Below are 24659 nucleotides of genomic sequence, written 5' to 3'. Positions count from 1 at the left end.
ATTTTTATCTCCAACTTACTGATCAATGGTTATAGGTAAAACCTAAATAAAACTGACGACCAAAAAATTGCGTAGTGCCTGTTTTACTGGTTGTTCCAAAGTAGCTTTGTGTTGGTTCATCTGTCAGGTTATTCACTTGTAATAACATGCCGAATGAATCTGTGAACTGATACGATGTTTGGAAATCGACAACCGTTTCCGCATCAAAATTCACCACTTGCTCATTGACAGCAACTTGCTCTGATACGAAATCATCGCGATAACGCACATTCAAACGTGTTTCAAAGTTTTCATAGCTGTAAAAAAGTGTGCCGTTAAAGACATTGTTTGAAAGGCCAGGCAAGTCTTGCGATACAGAATCGCCACCTAAATCGGTGATAGACTGCACTTCGCTCTCTGTATACGAGTAACTGGCGTTAATACCTAGGCCTTCAAACGGTGAGGGTAAGAAAGAGAAAACTTGCGTATAGGCAAGCTCAATACCACGAATATAACCGCCCTTAGCATTGTTAACCGCAGTTGTGTACACACCATTAGTGGTTTCGATTTGCTCACCGCTGACAGGGTCAACAATGTAGTCTGGCACGTTAAAACCATTACCCTTAAAGTCAAAGTTCTCTATGGCTACCGTGTCTATGAATGAGTCGATATTCTTATAAAACGCAGCAACAACCAGTGCACCATCGGTGTCTTCAAAGTATTGCTCGTACGAGATATCGTATTGATCAGCATAGAAAGGTTTTAAGAATGGGTTATTGGTACTTGAACCGTTAATTTCGCCGTCATTGTTAACCGATGCACTGGCATCGCCCGCTAAACGGTTAATCGGAGCACGCGCCATCACTTTTGCCGCAGCAAAACGAATTTGTGTCGCGTCACTCACTTTAAAGTTCAGGTTTAATGAAGGCAGGTAGTCTGTGTATTTAATGCCTAACACGCTTGGTGCATATAGGTCGTTAACAATGCCATTGTCATCAACAATATACTGCGCACCGAGTTGCGGATCGCCACCGACGTTTTCGAGTACCGTCGCTGACTGATCGGTATCTACTCGGCGAATACCAATGTTACCTGTGACTGGTAGAGTGCCAATTTCGGTATCAATGTTAAGCATCAGGTAGGCTGATACCACTTCTTCATACACTGAACCACTTTGTAACATGGTCCATGAATAGTTAGTGGTATAACCTTGTGCATCTGGCTCACCATCACCATCTAAATCAACAACACCATCGGCATTACCCCAGGTTTGTACTGGCTGCGGAATACCACTTGGGAACCACGCGTTGAGCGCTTTATCTAAATCTATCGCTAGGTATGATGGGAAATAGCTAAACTCACCTTGCCAATCAACTACGGTGGTCATGTCATCAGTAAGGCGAAGCGGTGGTTGAGTCGAAGAGAATGCACCATCGTTACCGTATTCGAATACTGAGCGATTATTGCTGTATTCACGGTCAGAGTAACGAGCACCAAATTCAATTGAGCTAAACCAGTTATTCTCTAACTCATACTTAAAATCGAGTCGGAACGCTTTAACTTCATCTTCATTTTCATACGGATAAATACCGTATTTACTGACCATAACGCGGTCAATATCGCTAAATGCGTCGGCTTGGTTAAAACCTACATCAGGCAAGTTTAAGCCGTTCAATTGATAATTAAGCGATACATTGGTATCAAACACAGGGTTCTCAACGGTGGCATCTTCTGCAACCAATGCCCACAGTAAACCATTACGGAAATTACTCTTAGCACGAGATAACGACACATCAGCATTGACATTCAAACGCTCAGTAATTTGCCAATCGGCATTAATACCGTAGCTGTCTACTTCATCAAAGTCTTGGTTATCATCATTAACGATTTCAACACGGGTAAAGCTGTTTGATGTGCGGTTAATCGCGCCACCAATCACCGCATTACCGTCAAGTACTGGGTTAGCATAAACCGCAGACGGACCACCAAACTTAACCCGAAAACCACGGGCAAATGATTCGCTATCAAAACGCGATAAAAACGCATCACCTTTTAGTTTAAAGTTATCAGCTGGTGCCCATTCAATTGAGGTTAAATAACCATTACGGGTTTCTTCACCACCTAAGTGCTGAAGCTCAAAACCCTCGCTAATGTATTCATTAGCAGGGTTATCTACTGGACCATCAGTATCATTGGCCAGTCCATCAACATCTTTATTGCCGTTATAAGCAAAACCGATAAACTGCGTCGCCACACTTGGCTGGAATAGTCGCGCGTAACCCAATGCCACACCTAACGTATCGTCAAGAAATTTGCCTTGATAAGAAAAGCTAATACGGTCGCCGTATTCGGTGGCATCAAATACCTCTGAAGCACGGTCGTTATACATACCACGTACATTCGCAGTAAATTTGTGTTGCTGATCGTTATCCAATGGGCTGGCTGTTTGTAGCTCTACCGTCCCCGCTACGCCACCTTCAATGAGTGAGGCTTTTGGCGACTTATACACCGCCGCCGAGCTGATTAACTCAGACGGATATTGGTCAAACTCAATACTACGGCTACCACTGGTAGATACTTGCTCACGACCGTTTAGTGTCGAAAAAACAAATCCACCGGATAAACCGCGAATGTTGATTTCGGCAGCTTGGCCACCAGTGCGTACCGCTGAGATCCCCGGCAGACGTGTTAATGCATCAGCCATAGACACATCAGGCAATGCGCCTAAATCATCGGCTGATAGCTGCTCAGAGACAGTGTCACTAAAACGTTTTTGATTTAATGATTGAATTAAGCTGCGACTAAAGCCGCGCACTTCGATTACTTCTAGCTCAGGATCGATTTCCTTCGCTGATGTGCGTTCTTCTTCCGTCGCCGCCATTGCACTATTTGCTGCCACTAAAGCTAGCATAAGCGCACTTAGCTTGAATTTCCCCATTGGATTCCCACCCTGTTGTCGTTGGAAGTGTTGTATTTGTGGTTATTGTTGTTGTCAAAAAACAACCAATAAAGTGTAACCAAAAGGTAAATATTGTGTGATGAATACGTATGCAATAGGAGCTTGCTGGGGAAAGCAGCGATCACAACCCTTTTTTTATTCGTGATGTAATCGCAATATAGAGGGTTTTATAGGGTAATAACGACGCGAACAGCTAAGGCAATAAAGATTATCCCTAGCAATTTTTCAAACCACGGATTCGCTTTGGTAAAACCAAAACGCTTTTTTGATATGTCGGTTAACAGTGCAACAAGGAGATACCAGCCTGTATCAAGCACGAATACCGTTAAACACATGATTAAACCAACTTGCAAAGTCAGGTTCTCAGGGTCAATAAATTGCGAAAACAACGCTAAAAAGAACACCGCAAGTTTTGGATTTAAAAAGGCAATGGCAAAGCCATCTTGCAACGCGCTGCGAGGGCTCGGCTTAGCCTGCTCAACATTCAGTGTTTGCGAGCTAGGTTTAGCTAACAGAATACGAATACCTAAATATGCCAGGTATGCTGCACCGCCATATACCAGCACTTGATAAAGCGTTGGTAACTGAGTCATCAGCGCACCTAAACCTAGTAACGAGGCACACGCATAAAAACCAACCCCAATACCATGGCTTAACGCCGCCAACATGCCGTTCTTCATACCGCCATGTAAACTGTGTTTTAAAACCACAGCTAAACTCGGCCCCGGCGACATTGCCCCCATCACGCAAATTAAAACTAAACTCAACCACTCAGTTAGTGTCATTATTCGTTATTCTCAATTAGTAATAAAACGGATGTTATCTGACCATAAACCCCAGTGGCAGTGGTGATTGTTTTCACTTGCCAGCCAGCTTGACCTAATTCAAACACCCGTTGATTTAATGCCTCAATATCGATGCCGCCGAAAAAGCGCTTCTTTTTAAACTCAACTACTTTTTGCATGTTAGTCCATCAGTTGGTATTCAAAGTCATAATGATGAATACCCGATTCAATTCGAATTGCCATTTTACCAGAAAGACCTTCAAGCTCTCCTGCGCCGGAGTCTGGCACCACTTCTAAAATCAATCGGTCAGTCCCCTTATCCATGGTGCCAAAATGTTGCAGTACAAAACTACCTTGCTTACCTTCTAAGCTACCAACAACTTGTTCAATCGCCACATAACCTGCACTACCTTGAGTTGCAGTCATGGCACTGAGCATTTCGCCTTGGCTTGTTGCCTCTAATGGTCCTGAGAACTGTTTATCAATCGACATGCGTCCTAAATTAACGCCATCCTTACCTGTTGCATAGCCGCCAATAGGGTTTAATTTTACAGTGAATTGCCCGCTGATAGTTGTAGATTCCATACTAATCCCTTAATAACTGTTGATTTTTAGAGCATTGATAACCATATCTATACCCTATTCACCAACAAGAATCTAGCATGTCTAACAACAAAGAAAAGGCCGCATTTAGCAGCTTATTACCGATTTTAGCTTTTATAAAACCCTACAAATGGGTAGTGTTTGCAGCGCTTGGCGCCTTGTTGCTTACCGCCGGAGTCAACTTGTCTCTTGGACAAGGTGTTAAATTTGTTATTGATCATGGTTTTATTGCAGGCTCACAAGCTCAGCTACAGCAAGCAGTGATGGTACTGATTGGTTTAATTAGCTTATTAGCGGTAGGTACTTTTTGTCGCTTTTATTTAATGTCATGGATTGGCGAGCGAGTCAGTAACGATATCCGTAAAGCCGTGTTTGATCGCATCGTTACACTACACCCGAGCTACTTTGAAGAAAACCGCAGCGGCGAGCTGATGTCGCGCCTAACCACCGACACCACCTTGTTGCAATCTATCATTGGCTCCTCTTTTTCGATGGCATTACGCAGTAGCTTAATGCTGATTGGTGGCTTGGCTATGCTACTTATCACCAACCTAAAGCTAACCCTTGTGGTTGTTGCCTGCGTGCCAGTGGTATTACTGCCGATGATGATTTTTGGCCGAAAAGTAAGAAAACTAGCAAGCTCAAGCCAAGATGCCATTGCCGATATCAGCACCTACGCAGGCGAGATCATTCAAAATATAAAAGTCGTGCAAAGTTATAGTCATGAAGAACGTGAAAAAGCAGCATTTAACGAAGAAACCAACAAGGCGTTTCAAGTAGCAAAAAGCCGCATCAAACAACGCTCGTTTTTGATTGCCGCGGTGATATTCCTGACCTTTAGTGCCATTAGTGTGATGCTTTGGGTTGGCGGCAGTGACGTATTAGCTGGCACCATGACAGGTGGTGAGCTAGGTGCTTTCGTGTTTTATGCGATTATGGTGGCGATGTCTGTAGCAACGGTTGCCGAAGTGTACGGTGAGCTACAAAGAGCCGCAGGTGCAGCAGCGCGATTATTAGAGCTACTTGCCGTTGAAAGCATGATCAAAAGCCCAGATAAAAATCATGATGCACAACTTGAGACAAACAAGCTTAATCACCCTGCTATCGAGTTTAATGATGTGTCTTTTCATTACCCTTCAAGGCCAGATAAAGCCGCTTTAAATGCGCTTAACTTACAAGTTAAACAAGGGCAAACTGTTGCAATCGTTGGCCCATCGGGCGCTGGTAAAACAACATTGTTTGAATTACTGCAACGTTTTTACGACCCAAGCTCAGGAAGTATTTCGCTGGCGGGCATAGACATAAAAGCACTCTCTCTTGATTGCTTACGCCAGCAAATGGGGATGGTGGCACAAAACCCAATTTTATTTAGCTCAGACGTAATGCACAACATACGTTATGGCAACCCAAACGCCACTGACGAGCAAGTATATGCGGCGGCTAAATATGCTCATGCCGATGAGTTTATTAATCAACTTCCTGATGGCTATCACAGCTTTTTGGGGGAGCAAGGGGTCAGGCTCTCTGGTGGGCAAAAACAACGTATAGTACTAGCGCGAGCAATTTTAAAAGACCCAGCAATTTTATTGCTTGATGAAGCAACTAGTGCACTCGACGCACAAAGTGAATTTCATGTACAAGCTGCCCTTGAGCATCTAATGAAAGACAGAACAACCCTGATTATTGCTCATCGTTTGGCAACAGTTAAACATGCTGATGTGATTGTCGTAATGGATAAAGGAGAAATTATTGCAACGGGTACGCATCAACAGTTGTTTGAGACTAACCCATTGTATAAACAATTGTGCGAATTACAGTTTAATCGAGATTAATTAAGCGAGTCGATATAAGAAGAGAAATGTCAGGTTTGAAAGGGCATATCAAACCTGACCACAAATCTAGATGTAATATCTAACCTTGTGTATTCGGTACGATCTGAATTTCTACGCGGCGATTTAAAGCACGACCATTAGCTGTATCGTTGCTCGCTACAGGGCGGGTTTCACCATAGCCTCGCGTGCTGATGCGTGCAGATATGATCTGATGATTAACTAGATAATCTTTTACACTTTGCGCACGTTGCTGAGATAACGTCATGTTGTAGCTATCTTTACCCGTGCTGTCGGTATGACCTTCAACACTTAAGTAGGTTTTTTCATACTTGTTCATCACTTGCGCAATTGCATCAAGAGTACTGTGAAAACCCGACGAGATATAAGATTGATCAGTCGCAAAAGTAATGTTTGATGGCATTACTAAACGAATATTGTCGCCTTCACGAACCACTTCAACACCAGAGCCTGCTAACTCATCGCGAAATGCTTCTTCTTGTTTATCCATGTAATCGCCAACTGCTGCACCTGCTAATGCACCAATTGCAGCACCTATGAAGATACGTTTATCGTCATGGTCGCCTGTTGCTTTACCTAATACAGCGCCAGTTGCTGCACCGATTGCTGCACCTTTACCTGTGTTAGTTGTTTCACAACCCGTTAATAAAACGGCCAAAACGCCCACTGTTAAAACTGATTTACTAATAGTCATGTGTCTCTCCATGGCAATATTAATTTCGAATTATTATCCATTATAATTAAACAACAATGAACAAACTATGAAGAAAGAGTTAATTATCAATAGCCGCAGCTGAAACAGCCGGTAAGTTATATTCCGCCACTATTTTTGTTAGGCGACCATCGAGAACTAGGTTGTTCAGTTGAGTTTGAATCTTTTGAGCAAACTCAGACTCAGCAAATTGCTTACTTAATGCTAAGTGCCCAAAAATCACATCATCAAAACGATACGACATCTTTTTTACACTTTGTGATGGCCTTTGCAAAATGGCTGCTGAATGATCCGCGGTTTCCTCAACAGCAATGACCAAATCAACTCTATTTTTCAGTAACATTTCAAAGGCATTGTGTTCACTTAAGGCTTCAACTTTGGTGAGTGTTTTATCTTTATCGAAACGAGAAAAATGGGCCGCTCCTCGCATTACCGCAATTCGTTTACCAACTAAATCTTGATAGTTATTTACTGCAAACTCGCTATCAGCTTTTGCATAAAAAACAAAAGAAGATGACAACATCATGTAGGGTGGGGTTAAAAATTGCATTTTTTGCTCACGAGCCTCTGTGCGGATAAGCCCGCCCATCACATCTAGCTCATTTTGCTCGAGCATTTTTAAGCAGCGCGAAAACGGGCAAGCGACAAATTCAAGTTTCATGGGAAGGCTGCTTTGCATTTCGCGCATGATATCGACTATCGCCCCACTAACTTGGCCTGACTCTGATACCATGCCGTAAGGCGGCGCATGATCAACAGCCACCACAACTTTTTCAAAAGTAGTTGCAAATGCAAAGGAGCTAGCCAGTAGTAACAACAAACTTGTAAAATACTGCTTCATAGTGATACTCATAACTACGTTCACTCGTTTTCTATATTGTAGACGGCCTAGTGTCATAAAAACCACAAAAATGTCATACAATTTTGTCATAATAGAAACAACTATCCTGTAACGGCAAAAGTAATGTTATTTGTTATCTTTAAACAATTCTTTTTATTGGGCTGCATGAGCTTTGGCGGCCCAGCTGCACATCTTGGTTACTTTAAACGTCATTTTGTTGATAACTTAAAATGGCTCACCGCTGAACGCTATGCGCAACTTATTAGCCTAAGCCAAGCGTTACCAGGCCCCGGTTCAAGCCAAGTTAGCTTTGCAATGGGGGTTGAAAAAGGAGGCTTATTAGGTGGCCTATGTGCTTTTATTGGCTTTACCCTGCCCTCATTTTTAATTATGTTCTTTTTGGCTCTTAGTGCTCACCAATTTGGTGATATTTACTTTGCGGTGATAGCCGGGCTTAAACTCTTTGCGGTGGTGATTGTTGCCGATGCAACCTACAGTATGGCAATGAGCTTTTGCAAAAACCACTTACACAAACTTATCGCGGTACTGAGCACGGTTGCGCTGATTGTGTTTTCACAGTTATCGAGCCAAATTATAGTACTTATTGCAGCAGCAGCCTTAGGTTGGTTTTATCCTCAACTTAAACTACCAGAGAATCAACAACACAAATCAGTCAAAATTGCTTGGTTACCGCTTGGTTTATTTACTGTTTTGTTACTGGTTAGCTTTTTACCTTTAGGTGAGTGGTTTTCTGTGTTTGCCCCATTCTATCAAACTGGCGCCATGGTCTTTGGCGGCGGTCACGTTGTGTTACCCATTTTACAAGCGGGTGTGCCGAGTCTTGAAACCGAGCTGTTTTTATCTGCTTATGCCAGTGCGCAGGCCATACCTGGACCGATGTTCACTATCGCCACATACTTAGGCGCACAGGTTTCTCCAAATACGCCACTTATAGGTGCGATTGTTGCTACTTTACTAATCTTCTTACCTGGCTTTTTATTAATGTTAGCGTTTATGAAAAGCTGGTTACAATTAGCTGATAAGCCTCGCTTTGCGGGTAGTATCGCAGCATTAAATGCCGCCGTGGTAGGTTTTTTAGCCGCCGCTCTTTATTCACCAATTTGGCAGTCGGCAGTGCAAAATCTGTGGCAAGTAGGCTTGGTGGTTGCCGCATTTACTTGGCTAAGAATGGCAAAGCCACCAATTTGGTGGCTATTGTTAGGCTTTATTGCTTTTAGCGTACTGATTGGTCAGTTTTAAGCTTTTTCGCGCGGAGGATTAGCAACCTTAATACTTGGCTTTAGCCCTGTTTGTGGCTCACTTGCACTTATCTGGCCTGTAACACTCTGATAAGGTCTAAGCGCGAAAATTGGCAACACCGCAAGTAGATGATCCATTATCTCTGCTTGCAAGTGCTCATAAGAAATCCAGCGTTTGTCTTCACTAAAACAATAGAATTCGATTGGTAAACCATGGTTCATTGGCTGTAGCTCACGCACCATCAGGGTTAAATCACGATTAATTTTTTCATGCTGCTTAAGATAACCTTCTGCATAGCGACGAAATAAGCCAAGGTTGGTTACCGGATCTGGCAAGCTAGAAACACGAATATAGTCATGCAGTGGAATAGCTGTGTCTATTTGCTCACGAAACGCATCGTCAACTAAGCGAATACTATTCATATCAATGTTTAAAGAGCGTTTGATACGACGACCGCCAGACTCTTGCATGCCACGCCAGTTTTTAAATGACCCAGCAACCAGCATATAGGTTGGAATGGTTGTAATGGTGTTATCCCAATTACGCACTTTAACCGTGTTTAAGCCAAGGTCGATAACCTCACCGTCAGCACCATAGCTGTCTACTTGGATCCAATCACCGTAGGTCACTAAACGGTTAGCTGCAATTTGAATACTGGCGACAAAACCCAAAATAGTATCTTTAAATACGAGTAAGGTCACTGCCGCTATTGCACCAAAGCCTGAGAGAATATAAGTTGGCGACTTCTCCAGCAAAATACTCACAATGAGAATGGCGCAAACCATAAAAGTGATCAGTTTAACAACCTGGATTAACCCTTGAATCGGAATGTCTCGAGCAAATTCAAGTTGATTATAAATACCGCCGGCAATGCTCACTACACTACTTAAAATGAAGCCACCATAAATAATGAGCGCAACTTGACCTACTGTTTTTAAAACGAGTGCAGCAACATCATGAACAGGATAAACATAATCGAAAGTTGCTAAATAAAGGACACAGCACAAAGCACCAGCAAAGCGGCGATTTAGTTTGTTGAGCATAGGTGCAAGCGCACCAATACGCTCAGGTGACAAACGAGTAACGACCTTTTGAATGCCTGGCAACAATAAACGACGGGTAAACATATAAATTAATAGTAATGAGCCAACGCCGATAGCTGTCGCCGTTAATGCACTTACAAGTGTCGCGTCTGGCATTGATTCAAACCAAGGCATCACTAATTCTTGCAGGTGAGTTTGCTTCATGGCGCTTCAACCTCTTTATTGATATTAGCAATGTAATCCGCTTCTTTAGCCTGATGATAACTTAGTAGCTGCGCATCTTTTTGCAGCCATAAATTATTAACATACTGTTGAAAAGTCGTTCTAAATGCACGATCGTGCTGATAATCGCCAATCATATCTGCGCTAATTGCTTGTAAATGCACATCCACTTTAATCACGTTTAAGCGGCCACGCATCAGGTTACGACAGATGTGATCACCCTCGCCTTGATAAATAATCGAGGTATTTAATAATGCATCAAACTGCTCACCTAACACCTCAAGAGCAAAGGCAATACCGCCCGCTTTAGGCTTTAAAAGGTAACTAAATGGGCTATTTTGCTTTTTGTGTTTTTGGCACGTAAAGCGTGTGCCTTCAACAAAGTTAATAATAGTTGTTGGATGATTACGAAAGTCGCGGCAACTGCGTTTGGTACGCTCAACATCAAGGCCCTTTAACTTTGGATTTTTTGCCAATTGCGCTTTACTAACCCGCTTCATAAAAGGCATGCCCATGGCCCATGCACCAGTGCCAATGAAGGGCACATATTTTAATTCATCTTTTAAGAAAAACTTTGGTGCGGGTAAAACATCTATCGCACTAAGTACGACAATATCTAGCCAGCTCATATGATTAGAGATAAGTAAGTACCAACCATCCCTACTAACGCTGCCTTGAATATTAATATCGATATTCTCACAACCTAACCACAGTGCTAAGCGGTTACCTTTACACCAACCTCGATAAGCACCGTGCAGAATATCGCTAACTACTTTAAATGGCAGTAGTAATTTAAGCACACCAAAAAGCAACACAAGCGTGCCCCAAATAATTACGTTGGCAAACAAAACAATGCTTACTAGAACGCCTGTTAACCAATTTGGTAGAAACTTCTTTAACATATGTGTGCTCTCGAGTACGTCAACTGCAACTACTTCGCGTGTGTTTTAAACTCTGCTAGTTGCTGATTTTTTTCATCCCAGAGACGATTAAGCTCAGCTTGAAAGTTTACTCTAAAATCAGCGTCGCCTGTATAATCACCAATTAAATTAGGGCTCACTTCCATGACTTCAATCTTCACATCAACCTGCTTTACACGCCCACTAGCAAAGTCCACAAAGCTAGGTATGCCGTCTGGGTAATGAATAGTTACATTCACCACTTTAGAAATTTGCTCACCCATTGCTTGCATCACAAACGCAACCCCGCCCGCTTTTGGCTTTAATAAATGCGTAAATGGACTATTCTGACGCGCGTGCTTATCAGCAGTGAAACGCGTACCTTCAACAAAGTTAACGATACTTACCGGCATTTCTTTAAATTTTTCACATGCTTTACGTGTGGTTTCTAAATCTTTACCGCGCAATTTAGGGTTTTTCTTTAATTGTGATTTGCTAGTGCGGGTCATGAATGGAAAATCCAGTGCCCACCATGCAAGACCTAAGAAAGGTACGTATATTAGCTCTTTCTTCAAAAAAAAGTTCAAAAATGGGATGCGACGATTAAATACACGCTGCATCACAACAATATCTACCCAGCTTTGATGATTAGCGATAACTAAATACCAGTCTTTCGCTTTTAGTTGCTCAAGACCCGTTACGTTCAGCTTATATGAAGCAAATAGATTTTGATTAATACTGTTACAACTGACCCACATAGTGGCGCATTGCTTCGCTATCCAGCTCATGAGCTTTTGTAACGGTTTGATTGGTATGAGTTTAATCACACCACAAATAAAGATAGGCACAAACCAAAAAAGTGTATTAAGGGTGTAAAATAAAAAACTGAACACACAACGGATCATGGACATTACTACTTATTCCTTTAACGCTTAATCTTCAAAATACGTGTAGCCAGCAAGGCCTGCATTTAGTTCTGATAAATATTGTGCCTTAGATTGCTCATCAATTGCCAGTGAGTTAACCCGTTTTGCAAAGTTTTCAGCAAGGATGTCGCTATCATAATCAACAAACTTTAATACGTCCTTAACGCTGTCACCTTTAATTGCGTTGGTTAGCTGATAGCCTGCATCTGTTAACTCTACATGCACAGAGTCTGTATCGCCGAACAGGTTATGTAGATCACCTAAAATTTCTTGATAAGCACCCACTAAGAACATCGCGATGTGGTATTGCTGGCCTTGCTTGTACTCAGGAATAGGTAAACTGCTCTCAATACCTGTACCTTCAACATAGTTACGAATTTGACCATCAGAATCACAGGTAATGTCTTGAATAATAGCGCGTTGCGTTAACGGCTTATGTAAGTTTTCAACTGGCATTACAGGAAATAACTGTTGAATACCCCAAACATCAGGCAGTGACTGGAATAATGAGAAATTAACAAATAGCTTGTCAGCCAGTTTTTCGTTTAAATCATCTAACACTTCACGGTGGGCACGGGCATTTTCACTGAGAGAAGCACGAACACGGTGTAAGATAGTGAAGTACAACTGCTCTAACTTCGCCCACTCAATCATAGTCAGCAAACCGTGAACGTATTGATCATGTGCTTCACTAAATAAGTGCATTGCATCATGATAAATTTCTAGTGCCATGCGCGGAGTTAACCGCTGTAAACACTGCCACATTTCATCGAGCACTAATACACTGCCAGCCTCAGGCGCAGCTGGGTTTGCATGGTTAGGTGCACGTTCAACATCGATAACATCAGTAATTAATACCGCGTGATGCGCAGTTAACGCGCGGCCTGATTCAGTAATAATGGCTGGGTGTTTAAGGTCATGTTGTTGGCACACTTCAGCAAACGCATTAACGACATTACGTGCATATTCATCGACACTGTAATTCATTGAACACGAACTACGAGAACCAGAACCTTCGTAGTCAACACCTAAACCGCCACCTACATCCACTGTATTAAGTGGTACACCTAACTGCGTTAACTCAGCAAAGTGACGAGCACATTCACGCAATGCACGATGAATATCACGGATATTGGCTATTTGAGAGCCAATATGGAAATGCACTAATTGCATTAAATGTAGTTTATTACGCGACTTAAGTAGCTCAACAGCAGACAGCACTTGCCCTGCGGTTAAACCAAACTTACCTTTTTCACCACCGGTATTTTGCCATTTACCTTTACCAACCGAGTTTAAGCGAATACGAATACCAATCGATGGCTCAATGCCTAAGTCATCAATTTCCGCTAGTAAAGTAGTTAGTTCAGAGAGCTTCTCAACAACAATGTGAACCTTGTGACCCATACCTTGACCAATACAGGCTAAGCGTAAAAACTCACTGTCTTTGTAGCCATTACAAACAATAGTAATTGGTTCTTTGGCTACGCCTAAAATCGCCATAAGCTCAGGTTTTGAGCCAGCTTCAAGGCCAACTAAACCACTTGGGTGAGCAAGTAACTTGCTAACAACAGAGCGTTGCTGGTTTACTTTTATAGGGTAAACACAAGTATACTCGCCCTGATAGTCCCGCGCTTGACGTGCCTTGGTAAATGCACTTGTTAAGGTGCCAACACGATTTTGCAAGATATCAGTAAAGCGCACTAATACAGGCAAAGTAAGACCTTGCTTTTTAAATTGTTCAGTAAGCTCAGACAAAGATATCGCTGACTTTGTTTGATCGCCATCAGGATAAGCAACCAGCTCACCTTGTGCGTTAATATCAAAATAGCCGTCACTCCAATGAGCAACATTATATGTTTCGCGTGCTTTGTCTAAACCCCAAGTCATGGCAATGTCTTCTGTAATTTCAATAAATATAAACGCACATTTTAATACGCCCGAGCTGCCCACGCTAACAAAAAATGCTCTCTATGCCAAAGTGATAAAAAATATTCGCTATACTGATTAAAATTTGATTGAGCAATTGGCCAAGCACTGGCAGAATTGCACCCCTTTTTTACCATTAACCAAAAGTGTATAAGCAAGATGGCCAATTTAGATCAAAACAACTGGTTTACTGAAATTAGTGACCGTGATGGTAGCGCCTTTTCACTACGCATAACTAAAAAGCTTGATGAACAGCAATCACCATTTCAAAAAGTAGAAATGTACGAGACAACTGACTTCGGTAATCTGATGATTATTGATGGTTGTACGATGGTAAGTAGCCGTGAAAACTTTTTTTATCACGAAATGATCAGTCATCCAGCATTGCTTGCACACCCAAACCCTAAAAACGTTGTGATTATTGGTGGTGGTGACTGCGGTACTTTACGCGAAGTATTAAAACACCCTGGTGTTGAAAGCGTAACACAAATCGATATCGACGAAGTTGTGACGCAAATGTCACTTAAATACTTCCCTGAGCTATGTGAATCAAACCAAGATCCTCGCGCTACAGTGATGTTTGACGACGGCATTAAATACATGCGTGAAGCAGCGCCTGAATCAATCGATGTGGTGATTGTCGATGGTACAGATCCAGTTGGCCCAGGCGAAGGTTTATTCAACCATGCTTTCTATACTAGCTGTTTAACTGCACTTCGCCCTGGCGGCATCTTAATTCAGCAAAGTGAATCACCACTTATGCACATGCCACTATTAGTAGAAATGCGCGACGCAATGAAAGAGGTTGGCTTTGTTGACCTACAAACACTACCTTTCCCACAACCTATCTACCCAAGTGGTTTATGGTCAGTGACGCTTGCTCGTAAGTCAGAAGCGTTTGCAGGTTTTCGTGAAGACGATGCAAATACACTCGCGCAAAGCACAGAATACTACAATGCAGGTATTCACCATGGTGCATTAGCAACACCAAATTATATGAAACGTGCTTTTGAGAAAAAGTAAGCGTTTTAGTTAGATGTAAAAAAGGGCTCTATTGAGCCCTTTTTTATTGCATTAAACCTTAAACCGATTCACTAAATGATTGAGTTCATTAGTTAGTTGAGTCATCCTAGCTGCCACTTCTTGGGTTGAACTTGCCAGCCCGCCCCCTTGCTGAGTTTGATCATTTAAGTCAGATAAGTTTTGACTGATTTCATCAGCAACAGCGGTTTGCTCTTCGGTGGCTTGTGCCGTTTGCATTGCCATATCATTAACTTTTACAGATGAGTCTTGCATGGCATTTAAAATATCATTCGTTTGCGCGAAAGATGCTACTGCCTCGTCAGCAAAACGTTTACCCGAGTTAATAGCTTGCAATGACTGCTCAACACTACCGGCAAACTGTTCAACCATTGTTTGAATGTCATTGGTACTTTCTTGGGTTCGCGTAGCGAGTGTTCGCACTTCATCGGCCACTACCGCGAAGCCGCGACCTTGCTCTCCTGCCCGCGCAGCCTCAATTGCCGCATTAAGTGCAAGTAAGTTAGTTTGCTCGGCAATCGCACGAATAACCTCAAGCACCTTGGCAATGTTGTCTGAGCTTTGCTGCAACTCCGTTGAGCGCTGGCTGGCGTGTTCCATATTCTCTGACAACGCTGTAATTTTACGGCTCGAATTATCAACGGCTGTTAAACCTTGTTTAGCAAGCTGCTGTGAGTTATCGGCTTCATGGGATGAGTTTTGCGCTACATTGGCTACTTCACGGCTTGCCACACTCATTTCATGTACAGCACTTACAATAGACTCAGATGCTTGACTGAGCTTTTGATTTACTTGATGGTTTTGATTAGCGAAATTGCCTAGATCGTTACCAAGCGTATTAAGCTCTTTTGCCTGTTCTAAAATATCTTTAATAAGCTGCTGCAAATTATCTAAGAAGCGGTTAAATGCAGTTGCCAGTTCGGCAAATTCATCTTGGGTTTTAACATTTATACGGCCAGTTAAATCACCATCTCCTGAGGCAATTTCGTTAATCCGTTCAGTGACAAAGTTGATCTGCTTTGTAAGCTGACGTGGTACAAAATAACTAAACCAACCCGCCACAGCTAAAACCACTGCAATCATCACCATAAGCATAACTTTAAAGCCCATGATTTTAGCCATCAATCTTTCTGTTTCGTCTTGCGACGTTTTTTCAGCTACTTCACCCGCTTTATCTAAAACATCACGTAGTTCAGAGAAGGTTTGTTCAGCCGCTTGTTTTTGCGAAGCGTTAGCTGGGCTGTTGATATAAGCTGTTGAGGCTTTGTACCAAGCATCAAACGCGCTATCAAAGTTACGGAATTGCCCTGCAATCTCAGCATAAGGAGACATATAAGATAAGTATTGCTTAAAACGATCTTTCACTTGTTCAGCATTCTCTTGATGCTCAGTAAGCTGGCCTTTATCACCCTTCAATTGGGTAACAAGTTGCAGCTCTGCCACTTTGGCTTGATACAAGTCTCGGTCAGCATTAACAACCACAGAGACAGCCTTTAAAAAACGTTCTGACTGTGCATCAATGGCTTCTTCTTGAAGGTTAATTAAATAGGTATAGCCCGCAATTAGGAGAATTATGGCAATACCTAATAACGCGATTGGTAACGAACTTTTGACGCGAATGCTTTTTAACTTCATACATTGTCCTAATTCAAAATCTAACCTACCCACTCTTTAGAATGGTAGTAGAAAAACGATAAAAGTGTATGAAATTAAAATTGCCAACCCGCTGAGAGTTGAAATTGCTGCTGCGAGTTATGCTCATTAAATCCCATACCGGGTCTATTTTGAGCGTCACTGCTCAGCACTGAATATTCAGCACCTACTTGCCACTTGTTTGACAGTTGATAGCGCCAACTTGCGGTTAAAGCTTCTCCACGACTTTGGTTAGGATCAAACTGCCAATCATCATGATCACTTACCTTAAAGTAATCATACCTAATTGTAAGACGATGCTGGTCTAACTTGTGGCTTAATAAAACAAAATGGCTGTAAAAATCGTTATCTATCCCACGGTATTTACCCATTGCGGTTTTGCCATCTAACATCTGAACAATAATGCGTGTTTGCTGATTGAACTTATACAACCATGCCGCACTTAAAAAACGTGTATCCCACGCATACTGACCTGTATGGGTATTTAAAGCACCGGGGTCACCGTTATTGTCATAATAATAAACGCGAAACTGTGACCTTTTTTGATAATCCCAATGCATACCTAAATAATATCCAAAGCGACCATCTACTTCTTCGAAAGGCTCAACATAGTCAGCTTGCTTATCTAGCTGCGCCCATTCGAATGAATATGGAATAGCAAAGTCGATTTGTTCATTAAACGTGGTTTGCCTATCATGCATAGCGAATCCTCGCCATGACAGCAGCGTTCCTGCAGGGTCGTTACCTTTAAAAACCGATGCAAAGCCTTCAAAACTGTGGTTACTTCTAAACTGACGACCTGGGCGTTTAATACTGGCCTCAAGACCAAAGGCACGCACCTCTTCCCCTATCCACGTATTAATCGCTGAGTTAGTATAGTTATAGGGTGATATCCAGCCACTTTGCGGATTCTCTAGTGACATTTTTGGATAAAAGCCACCCGCTTTAACAGCCCATTTATAGCGACTTGCTGTGAGAGGCTGATACTGTAAATAGGCCTGACTAAAACCTACGGTTAGTTCAGGATCAGGATGAGCGTTAAGCACTGTATGCGCAGACCAATCTCGGCTTAATTCAAAACGACTACTAAGCATAGCTTGGGATATCACTAAACCATCATGCTCTTGGTCATAACGGTACAAACCAATTCCTTCTCGCTGATAGCTCAACAGTTGGTCGCCACGCACAGCCGTCACAGTTACCAAGCCATCATGCTCAGCAAATGCCAGCGCAGGTAACCCCAAAACACTAACCAATGCCAAGGCTTGCCAGTTATTCATAATCATCAAACTCATCGTTGTTTAATTCTAATTTTGGTAACAAAGTTTGCTTTAATTTGTAGCTAAATTGACTATTAGAGGTGGGAATTTCTATCGTTTCTGGCGAACTAATATCGTTAAAGCGATCATGCCAAACCGCCAATATATGAGGCCCTTCAGGTAGTGGTAAATTTACAATACCCTGTTTGTCTGTTTGCCCAAACACAGTGCCATCAACCACAACAATATAGCCCAACATCCAGTCATGAATATTACAACCAAGTTCTACAACGCCCGTTTGCGCAAAGTTAATCGGTTGTTCTGGTTTATCATGGTAAAGCTTTAGCTCAAACTGCTTCGTTTTAGAAAACGAGTAAACATGATGCATGATTGAATCAAGGTTCGGAAATTCAACATTCGCTCCTTTTGGTACAACTAAGACATGAGGAACAAACGCACGTTCCTGCTGGCTCATAGTGTAATGAGTATCAGGCAAAGTTAGCTGCTGAGAACCTTTTAACCAAACAACCGCATTTTTGACCGGTTGATTCTGCTTATCCACTATTTGTATTTGCTGCGCCAATAAAGCTTGGCTAAACAATAGTAGTAGCAACAGGGTTATTCTTATCATTTTTTAAACCTTTTTCAGTATGGGGCCTGATATCACAGCACTCACTTTGTTGAATACGTATGCAGATCTCTCGTATTAACTGGCAAGTCACTTTATGCTTGAAGCATGTATGTGAATACGTGACAACAATCCATAACCATAAGCCGCCAAGGAACAACAATGCGATTAACTGCCTTAATGTTAGCAGCCTTTTCAGGTACTTGCCTAGCACAAACCACAACCGTCAGTTCACCTGATGGGCAGATCAAAGTAACCATTTCTGATGAACAACACACACCTAGCTACGAAATCAGTTTTGCTGGTAAACAAGTCATTGCTAACTCAGCGTTAGGCCTTGTTTTTAAAGAACAACCGGCAATGAGCGAAGGTTACAAAATTAGCAGCCAAACCACTGACTCTGTAAAAAGCAGCTGGGAACAACCTTGGGGTGAACGCCAAACAGTGGTTGATAACCATAACGAAGTTGCTGTTACTTTTAAAAAGCCACAACCACAAGGTGGCACATTTACAGTACGTTTTCGCGCTTTTAATGATGGTGTCGGCTTTCGATACGAATTACCAAAGCAAGCTGGTTTTGATGATGTAGAAATCACCAAAGAGCTTACTGAGTTTGCAATTACAGACTCATCAGATGCAACGGCATGGTGGATCCCCGCCCGTGGTTGGAACCGTTATGAGTACGTGTATAACACCACCCCATTACATAAAGCGGCACTTGTGCACACACCATTTACTTTAAAAAATAAAAATGGTGTACATATCAGTATTCACGAGGCAGCCCTTGTTGATTATGCCGGCATGGTTTTAAACCAACGTCGTGATGGTACTTTCCAAGCCGATTTAACACCTTGGTCAGACGGCGTAGCGGTTAAAAAGCACGGTGCATTTAATACCCCTTGGCGTACAATTCAAATTGGTGATGAAGCCGTTGATTTAATCAACTCAGATATCATCTTAAACCTGAACGAACCAAATAAACTGGGCGATGTTTCTTGGGTAAAAGCGGGTAAATACGTAGGTATTTGGTGGGGTTTGCACATCAATGAAAATACCTGGGGTAGCGGTAAAATTCATGGTGCAACCACTGAGAATACCAAATATTACATGGATTTCGCGGCTAAATATGGCTTCGATGGCGTACTAGTCGAAGGCTGGAATATTGGCTGGGATGGCGACTGGTTTTATAACGGTGATGTATTTAGCTTTACTCAACCTTATGATGATTTTGATATTGAAGAGCTGGCACGTTACGGCAAAGAAAAAGGCGTACAACTAATTGGTCATCATGAAACCTCAGGTAACGTAACAAATTATCGTAACCAAATGGAAGATGCATTTGCGCTATACGAAAAATCAAATGTAAGCCAAGTTAAAACAGGTTACGTAGCCGACGGTGGTAACATCAAACGCGTCGATGAGAACGGCATTGTCCGCAAAGAGTGGCACGACGGTCAGTTCATGGTAAACGAGTACCTATACAACGTGAAACTTGCTGCTAAGCATAAGATTAGTATCAATACGCATGAGCCAATAAAAGATACCGGCCTACGTCGTACATACCCTAACTGGATTGCTCGTGAAGGTGCCCGTGGCCAAGAGTTTAACGCATGGGGTACGCCACCAAATCCACCTGAGCATATTCCAATGCTTGCTTTCACACGTATGCTTGCAGGCCCTATGGACTTCACGCCGGGTATTTTTGATATGAGCTTTAACGGTTTAGGTGCTGATACCAACCGTCCGCAAACAACCCTAGCGAAGCAATTAGCGCTATATGTTGTAATGTACAGCCCAATTCAAATGGCGGCAGATTTACCACGTAATTACTTAGCAAAACCAGATGCATTCCAGTTTATTCAAGACGTACCAACTGATTGGCAACAAAGTATTGCACTACAAGGTGAAGTTGGCGATTACGTTGTGTTTGCACGTAAAGAACGCAAGCGCGATCAATACTCAGGTAATGACTGGTATTTAGGTGCAGTTACAGACGAAAAAGCCCGCACGCTAGAAGTGAAATTAGACTTTTTAGATAAAGGTAAAAAGTTTGAAGCGCAAATCTACCGCGACGGTGACAAAGCTGAATGGGTAAATAACCCTTACGACTTAAAAGTAGAAAAACGCATTGTAACTGCTGATGATAAGCTAACGTTAAAGCTTGCCACCAGTGGCGGCACAGCGATACGATTTAAAGCAATGTAAGTTGCTAGTTGCTAGTTGCTAGTTGCTAGTTGCTAAACATTATTAAAAGCGCGGCATTTGATGTCGCGCTTTTTTGTTAGCAAAAAAGTAGCCATCTCGGGCTGCTTTAAACTTATAGCTTAAGGCTTTTAAAACGGTAAATAAATCTGTGCGCTGAGGCCACCTTCAGGGCGATTAAGCAGCTGTACTCGGCCGCCATGCATATCGACAATACGTTTAATTATCGCAAGACCTAAGCCACTGCCTTCGCTACCACGTGCCGCATCACCTTGTTTGAACGGTTCAAATACGGTTTCAAGTTCGCTTTCAGGAATACCCGGGCCGTGATCATTCACCACCACCATGGCAAACTTTTTATTACTGCTCACGCGAGTTTCAACTTCAATATCACCGTCTGAATAGCGAATTGCATTTTCAATCATATTGGTTACAACACGTTTTATTGCCACCGTGCTTACTGGCACTTCGCCTAAGCTTGGGTTTTCTTTAAAGGTAATAGTGCGATGATGCTTTTGCTCAGCTTCAACGACTTCTGAAACAATCGCATTTAAGTCTTCAAGTTCGAGTTCTTCGCGTTTGTGATGGCGTAAATATTCAATGAATTGATCGATAATGGCGTTCATATCTTCAATATCATGAATGATCCCTTCACGCAGGTAATCTTCATCGTCCGACATCATTTCGGTCGCTAAACGAATCCGCGTAAGCGGGGTACGTAGGTCATGTGAAACACCTGCCATTAATAATCGGCGATCATTCTCAAGGGCAGCAATACCTCGCGACATTTGGTTAAACGCTCGGGTTACTTCAATCACTTCTGTAGAGCCCTGCTCTTCTAGTTTGGTAGAAAAGTCACCTACCCCTACTTTAACAGCGGCTTGTTGCAGTGCTTTTAAAGGTCTATTTAGATGACGGGCAAACAACCAACCACCGAGTACACTTAAAAAGCCAATACTCGATAAATAAAAGGTTAAGAACTTTAGGTTGTTTTCTTGCAATCCGGTGAGCGGCACACGTACCCAATAACCTGGCGCTTGCGGAGCTTCAACCCAATACACAAGCGGATCGGTTTGGCTAATACGTACCCGCGCAGAGCCATTAAGCTCTTTCGACATGCTGCGCGATAGCATAGAGTACTCGCGAGTTTCAGCCAACCCTTCACGCATAGCTTGGCGCTGCGTCATGACTTCAATGCCGGTGATCTCAAAAAACTTGTCAGAGGCTTCTTTGCTTACCTCCACTCCCTCTTCCCATTCAATAAACACGGTTTTCACCTGTTTTGAGAGAATAAGGTTTACTTGTTCTATCGTTGGTTTAACAACATAAAAACTGACTGTGATATAAGAGACTATTTGATTGATTAACAGCAGGGCCGCAACCAAAAATACCGTTTGTCCAAACGCACTACGTGGAAACATGCCCATTATTGTTATTTTTCACCATCTGGCACAAATACGTAGCCTAAGCCCCATACTGTTTGTATATAACGAGGATTAGCCGCATCAACTTCAATCATACGACGTAAGCGCGATACCTGAACATCGATACTGCGCTCAAGTGCACTGTAATCACGGCCACGTGCTAAGTTCATTAGCTTATCGCGACTAAGCGGTTCACGAGGATGTGTTACCAAGGCTTTCAATACAGCAAACTCCCCACTGGTTAACGACATTGTTTTGTCACCATGACTCATTTCGCGGGTCGCAAGGTTAAGAGTAAACTCACCAAAACTAATTTCGTTTTCTTCGGCAGCAGGGGCCCCCGGCACTTCTTTAGCACGACGACGTAAAATTGCTTTGATGCGCGCAAGTAACTCACGTGGATTGAATGGTTTAGGAATATAATCATCTGCACCGAGCTCTAAACCAATGATGCGATCAACTTCATCGCCTTTTGCTGTGAGCATTACAATAGGAATGTCATTTTCTTTTTGACGTAAACGACGGCAAATTGAAAGACCATCTTCACCCGGCAACATTAAATCTAATACAATCAAGTGGAAGTTTTCGCGCTCTAGTAAGCGATCCATTTGCTCTGAATTTGCTGCTGTACGAACAATAAAACCTTGTTCTACAAGGTAACGCTCTAGCAAACTGCGTAAGCGCATATCATCATCAACAACCAATACTTTTGTCGTTTCGTGTCCCATAACTTTCATTCTTTTTGTAATATGTTACTTATTAATATAAATGAAAAAGTTAAGAATAAAAAACGAATTACGCGCTTAGATTGTTACTGAACATTTCAAAATCCTGCTCGACAAAGGGTATACTTTGCGGCTGGTTTTCTTTTTAGGCTGAATAAAATGGCAAAGACAAATTTAATAACCCGAGAAGGGTATCAGCAATTACAACAAGAACATGATTATTTATGGCATGAAAAACGCCCCGAAATTACCAAAATAGTGACTTGGGCAGCAAGTTTGGGCGACCGCTCTGAAAATGCCGATTATCAATTTAATAAACGTGTTTTACGACAAATCGATCGCAGAGTTCGTTATTTGCGCAAGCGTATGCCTGACCTTAAAATTGTTGACTACAACCCACAACAAGCTGGCAAAGTATTTTTTGGTGCTTGGGTCGAAATTGAAAACGAACAAGGCGAGACAAAACGCTTTCGTATTGTTGGCCCTGATGAAATTTACGAGCGTAAAGACTACATATCTATCGATGCACCAATGGCTCGGGCACTGCTTGGCAAACAGGTCGATGATGACTTTACGGTAAACACGCCTGAAGGTACAAAAGAGTGGTTCATCAATGAGATAACCTATCCTGATGCAAAATAATTTTTCCCAGAAAATTCAGAAAGCGTTAATTAATGATTGTTTAGTCTAAAAATGTGATCTATAACTAAAGATACTCAAGATAAATCATTACTTGAGTTTTAGAAGGTAGTAATTATGTCAAACGCAATGCAACGCATAATAAGTAATGCAATTGTATTCGCACTTTTAATAAGTGTGAGTTTGATATCTTATGCCAACGATATAGAAAGCCACTCAGACAGTGTTACACCAACCGCACATTTTATTGCGTGTGATAGTGCAGACCCTGCCAATCTAGATACCGACCTAGACAAACATACACCTGCGTACATCGCCAATGTAGCCCAACCACTGCCAGATGCACGTGTTGTGTTGTATGCTCAACCTTGTAACAAGGCGTCTGTTTATAGCGCGCACCAGCGAGGGCCACCTGCTTTTTAATTAACTCAAATTTTTCTATTTCAGTTTTATTAAAATGTATGGTGAACAAAATGAATAAATTCAAAGAATTACGTCTACAAGATATCTCTAATGGCGCATTATCTAATGCAGTAAATGAAGTTGAGCCAACACTAGATCTCACTTCTTCTGCACTTAAAGTACTTAATAGCTTTACTAAAAAAGACCCGCTTCGTGCCCACTATGGCACATCTATCGTTGATGCGTTAAAACAAACAAATAGTTGCTGTTCAGATTTTATTTTAGTGATTGATGGCGAAGATAAACTGCTCGGGATCACCTCTAGCGCAGATTTACAAAGCTCAAAGATTATGATTCTTGCGCAGCGTTTAAACTTACATCGTGATGAATTAACACTACACGATGTAATGACACCACTTAGCAATTTAGCGGGAGTAAGCTTGCAGAGCATCAGCTATGCATGTATTGGAGATGCACTGCAAACTATGGAGCATCAAGGTATGATGTTCTTATTAGTGACTAGCGCAAACCATGAAATTTGCGGTTTGATTTCTGCGCGAGAAATCGCTAAGAAACTCCATATTCCGGTCAATATCAATCCAATAGCTAACAGCTTCAGTGAAGTCATGCAGCAGATTGACCACCCACACTAACGCCTAAAATCAGCGTTGTGTAAAACTA

General features: G+C 42.2%; 22 protein-coding genes. 7 read left to right on the top strand and 15 right to left on the bottom strand.

Annotation, left to right across the window (positions count from 1 at the left end):
• Window positions 1-22 precede the first annotated feature (22 nt).
• The 4 genes from L1264_RS06515 to L1264_RS06500 all read right to left on the bottom strand — a co-directional run bounded on the left by L1264_RS06515 (window position 23) and on the right by L1264_RS06500 (window position 4308).
• A complete protein-coding gene (locus L1264_RS06515) occupies window positions 23-2917 on the bottom strand; it encodes a TonB-dependent receptor (protein ID WP_235403818.1) in 2895 nt (964 codons plus the stop codon).
• A gap of 188 nt (window positions 2918-3105) precedes the next feature.
• A complete protein-coding gene (locus tag L1264_RS06510) occupies window positions 3106-3723 on the bottom strand; it encodes a LysE family translocator (RefSeq protein WP_235403817.1) in 618 nt (205 codons plus the stop codon).
• A complete protein-coding gene (locus L1264_RS06505; protein ID WP_235403815.1) occupies window positions 3723-3902 on the bottom strand; it encodes a DUF4177 domain-containing protein in 180 nt (59 codons plus the stop codon). Before L1264_RS06505 ends, L1264_RS06510 begins: the two co-directional genes overlap by 1 nt.
• Window position 3903: 1 nt before the next feature.
• The gene (locus L1264_RS06500) at window positions 3904-4308 is read right to left on the bottom strand and encodes a DUF3224 domain-containing protein (RefSeq protein ID WP_062564809.1); all 405 of its coding nucleotides are present in this window, start codon (window positions 4306-4308) and stop codon (window positions 3904-3906) included.
• Window positions 4309-4385: 77 nt separating this feature from the next.
• Here L1264_RS06500 and L1264_RS06495 point away from each other — a divergent pair, with 77 nt between their 5' ends.
• A complete protein-coding gene (locus L1264_RS06495) occupies window positions 4386-6158 on the top strand; it encodes an ABC transporter transmembrane domain-containing protein (protein WP_235382575.1) in 1773 nt (590 codons plus the stop codon).
• Window positions 6159-6237: 79 nt separating this feature from the next.
• On the opposite strand, the gene L1264_RS06490 is transcribed toward L1264_RS06495, so the two are convergent.
• Both L1264_RS06490 and L1264_RS06485 read right to left on the bottom strand, forming a co-directional pair.
• Window positions 6238-6870 (bottom strand): OmpA family protein, encoded by a 633-nt coding sequence (locus L1264_RS06490; RefSeq protein ID WP_135922873.1) that lies wholly within the window; start codon window positions 6868-6870, stop codon window positions 6238-6240.
• Between the two features lie 79 nt (window positions 6871-6949).
• A complete protein-coding gene (locus L1264_RS06485; RefSeq protein WP_235403814.1) occupies window positions 6950-7729 on the bottom strand; it encodes a substrate-binding periplasmic protein in 780 nt (259 codons plus the stop codon).
• Window positions 7730-7852: 123 nt separating this feature from the next.
• On the opposite strand from L1264_RS06485, the gene chrA reads away from it, so the two are divergent.
• A complete protein-coding gene (chrA, locus tag L1264_RS06480; protein WP_235403813.1) occupies window positions 7853-8989 on the top strand; it encodes a chromate efflux transporter in 1137 nt (378 codons plus the stop codon).
• On the opposite strand, the gene L1264_RS06475 is transcribed toward chrA, so the two are convergent.
• The 4 genes from L1264_RS06475 to speA are packed head-to-tail and all read right to left on the bottom strand — an operon-like array spanning window position 8986 to window position 13966.
• Entirely contained in the window at window positions 8986-10236 is a 1251-nt protein-coding gene (locus tag L1264_RS06475) for a mechanosensitive ion channel family protein (RefSeq protein ID WP_135922876.1), read from the bottom strand. The two genes, chrA and L1264_RS06475, sit on opposite strands and share 4 nt — an antisense overlap.
• Window positions 10233-11156: an acetyltransferase gene (locus L1264_RS06470; protein ID WP_135922877.1), complete on the bottom strand. Its 924-nt coding sequence runs from the start codon at window positions 11154-11156 to the stop codon at window positions 10233-10235. Before L1264_RS06470 ends, L1264_RS06475 begins: the two co-directional genes overlap by 4 nt.
• 29 nt (window positions 11157-11185) lie before the next feature.
• On the bottom strand, window positions 11186-12064 hold the full coding sequence (locus L1264_RS06465) for an acyltransferase (protein ID WP_135922878.1): 879 nt from the start codon (window positions 12062-12064) through the stop codon (window positions 11186-11188).
• A gap of 21 nt (window positions 12065-12085) precedes the next feature.
• Entirely contained in the window at window positions 12086-13966 is a 1881-nt protein-coding gene (speA, locus tag L1264_RS06460; protein WP_135922879.1) for a biosynthetic arginine decarboxylase, read from the bottom strand.
• 198 nt (window positions 13967-14164) lie between these two features.
• Here speA and speE point away from each other — a divergent pair, with 198 nt between their 5' ends.
• Entirely contained in the window at window positions 14165-15028 is an 864-nt protein-coding gene (gene speE / locus L1264_RS06455; protein ID WP_135922880.1) for a polyamine aminopropyltransferase, read from the top strand.
• Between the two features lie 51 nt (window positions 15029-15079).
• On the opposite strand, the gene L1264_RS06450 is transcribed toward speE, so the two are convergent.
• The 3 genes from L1264_RS06450 to L1264_RS06440 form a co-directional block, all read right to left on the bottom strand.
• The gene (locus tag L1264_RS06450; protein ID WP_235403812.1) at window positions 15080-16681 is read right to left on the bottom strand and encodes a methyl-accepting chemotaxis protein; all 1602 of its coding nucleotides are present in this window, start codon (window positions 16679-16681) and stop codon (window positions 15080-15082) included.
• Window positions 16682-16755: 74 nt separating this feature from the next.
• Window positions 16756-17985, bottom strand: coding sequence for a hypothetical protein (locus L1264_RS06445; protein ID WP_235403811.1), 1230 nt, complete (start codon window positions 17983-17985; stop codon window positions 16756-16758).
• A complete protein-coding gene (locus tag L1264_RS06440) occupies window positions 17972-18589 on the bottom strand; it encodes a methylamine utilization protein (protein ID WP_235403810.1) in 618 nt (205 codons plus the stop codon). Before L1264_RS06440 ends, L1264_RS06445 begins: the two co-directional genes overlap by 14 nt.
• A gap of 159 nt (window positions 18590-18748) precedes the next feature.
• On the opposite strand from L1264_RS06440, the gene L1264_RS06435 reads away from it, so the two are divergent.
• Window positions 18749-20791, top strand: a complete 2043-nt coding sequence (locus tag L1264_RS06435; RefSeq protein ID WP_235403809.1) for a glycoside hydrolase family 97 protein — start codon at window positions 18749-18751, stop codon at window positions 20789-20791.
• Between the two features lie 128 nt (window positions 20792-20919).
• Here the strand turns inward: L1264_RS06435 and envZ are convergent, their stop codons facing one another.
• Both envZ and ompR read right to left on the bottom strand, forming a co-directional pair.
• Window positions 20920-22215: a two-component system sensor histidine kinase EnvZ gene (gene envZ, locus L1264_RS06430; protein WP_135922885.1), complete on the bottom strand. Its 1296-nt coding sequence runs from the start codon at window positions 22213-22215 to the stop codon at window positions 20920-20922.
• Window positions 22216-22220: 5 nt separating this feature from the next.
• Window positions 22221-22940: an osmolarity response regulator transcription factor OmpR gene (ompR, locus tag L1264_RS06425; RefSeq protein WP_063702407.1), complete on the bottom strand. Its 720-nt coding sequence runs from the start codon at window positions 22938-22940 to the stop codon at window positions 22221-22223.
• A gap of 156 nt (window positions 22941-23096) precedes the next feature.
• Between ompR and greB the strand changes: the two genes are divergently transcribed.
• The 3 genes from greB to L1264_RS06410 all read left to right on the top strand — a co-directional run bounded on the left by greB (window position 23097) and on the right by L1264_RS06410 (window position 24631).
• A complete protein-coding gene (gene greB, locus L1264_RS06420; protein WP_135922886.1) occupies window positions 23097-23579 on the top strand; it encodes a transcription elongation factor GreB in 483 nt (160 codons plus the stop codon).
• Window positions 23580-23693: 114 nt separating this feature from the next.
• Entirely contained in the window at window positions 23694-23999 is a 306-nt protein-coding gene (locus tag L1264_RS06415; RefSeq protein ID WP_135922887.1) for a hypothetical protein, read from the top strand.
• Between the two features lie 50 nt (window positions 24000-24049).
• Window positions 24050-24631, top strand: a complete 582-nt coding sequence (locus L1264_RS06410) for a hypothetical protein (RefSeq protein ID WP_135922888.1) — start codon at window positions 24050-24052, stop codon at window positions 24629-24631.
• Window positions 24632-24659: the final 28 nt, after the last annotated feature.

Origin of the sequence: Pseudoalteromonas sp. APAL1 (assembly GCF_021532475.1) — a bacterium.
GTDB classification, from domain to species: domain Bacteria; phylum Pseudomonadota; class Gammaproteobacteria; order Enterobacterales; family Alteromonadaceae; genus Pseudoalteromonas; species Pseudoalteromonas lipolytica_C.
The sequence above is the reverse complement of the archived record's forward strand: the minus strand, read 5'-3'. Positions and strand labels throughout refer to the sequence as shown.

Excerpts from the sequence above, each read along its gene's own strand:
- L1264_RS06515 (WP_235403818.1), bottom strand. The coding sequence starts at position 2,917 with ATGGGGAAATTCAAGCTAAGTGCGCTTATGCTAGCTTTAGTGGCAGCA.
- L1264_RS06510 (WP_235403817.1), bottom strand. The coding sequence starts at position 3,723 with ATGACACTAACTGAGTGGTTGAGTTTAGTTTTAATTTGCGTGATGGGG.
- L1264_RS06505 (WP_235403815.1), bottom strand. The coding sequence starts at position 3,902 with ATGCAAAAAGTAGTTGAGTTTAAAAAGAAGCGCTTTTTCGGCGGCATC.
- L1264_RS06500 (WP_062564809.1), bottom strand. The coding sequence starts at position 4,308 with ATGGAATCTACAACTATCAGCGGGCAATTCACTGTAAAATTAAACCCT.
- L1264_RS06495 (WP_235382575.1), top strand. The coding sequence starts at position 4,386 with ATGTCTAACAACAAAGAAAAGGCCGCATTTAGCAGCTTATTACCGATT.
- L1264_RS06490 (WP_135922873.1), bottom strand. The coding sequence starts at position 6,870 with ATGACTATTAGTAAATCAGTTTTAACAGTGGGCGTTTTGGCCGTTTTA.
- L1264_RS06485 (WP_235403814.1), bottom strand. The coding sequence starts at position 7,729 with ATGAAGCAGTATTTTACAAGTTTGTTGTTACTACTGGCTAGCTCCTTT.
- chrA (WP_235403813.1), top strand. The coding sequence starts at position 7,853 with ATGTTATTTGTTATCTTTAAACAATTCTTTTTATTGGGCTGCATGAGC.
- L1264_RS06475 (WP_135922876.1), bottom strand. The coding sequence starts at position 10,236 with ATGAAGCAAACTCACCTGCAAGAATTAGTGATGCCTTGGTTTGAATCA.
- L1264_RS06470 (WP_135922877.1), bottom strand. The coding sequence starts at position 11,156 with ATGTTAAAGAAGTTTCTACCAAATTGGTTAACAGGCGTTCTAGTAAGC.
- L1264_RS06465 (WP_135922878.1), bottom strand. The coding sequence starts at position 12,064 with ATGTCCATGATCCGTTGTGTGTTCAGTTTTTTATTTTACACCCTTAAT.
- speA (WP_135922879.1), bottom strand. The coding sequence starts at position 13,966 with ATGACTTGGGGTTTAGACAAAGCACGCGAAACATATAATGTTGCTCAT.
- speE (WP_135922880.1), top strand. The coding sequence starts at position 14,165 with ATGGCCAATTTAGATCAAAACAACTGGTTTACTGAAATTAGTGACCGT.
- L1264_RS06450 (WP_235403812.1), bottom strand. The coding sequence starts at position 16,681 with ATGAAGTTAAAAAGCATTCGCGTCAAAAGTTCGTTACCAATCGCGTTA.
- L1264_RS06445 (WP_235403811.1), bottom strand. The coding sequence starts at position 17,985 with ATGATTATGAATAACTGGCAAGCCTTGGCATTGGTTAGTGTTTTGGGG.
- L1264_RS06440 (WP_235403810.1), bottom strand. The coding sequence starts at position 18,589 with ATGATAAGAATAACCCTGTTGCTACTACTATTGTTTAGCCAAGCTTTA.
- L1264_RS06435 (WP_235403809.1), top strand. The coding sequence starts at position 18,749 with ATGCGATTAACTGCCTTAATGTTAGCAGCCTTTTCAGGTACTTGCCTA.
- envZ (WP_135922885.1), bottom strand. The coding sequence starts at position 22,215 with ATGGGCATGTTTCCACGTAGTGCGTTTGGACAAACGGTATTTTTGGTT.
- ompR (WP_063702407.1), bottom strand. The coding sequence starts at position 22,940 with ATGGGACACGAAACGACAAAAGTATTGGTTGTTGATGATGATATGCGC.
- greB (WP_135922886.1), top strand. The coding sequence starts at position 23,097 with ATGGCAAAGACAAATTTAATAACCCGAGAAGGGTATCAGCAATTACAA.
- L1264_RS06415 (WP_135922887.1), top strand. The coding sequence starts at position 23,694 with ATGTCAAACGCAATGCAACGCATAATAAGTAATGCAATTGTATTCGCA.
- L1264_RS06410 (WP_135922888.1), top strand. The coding sequence starts at position 24,050 with ATGAATAAATTCAAAGAATTACGTCTACAAGATATCTCTAATGGCGCA.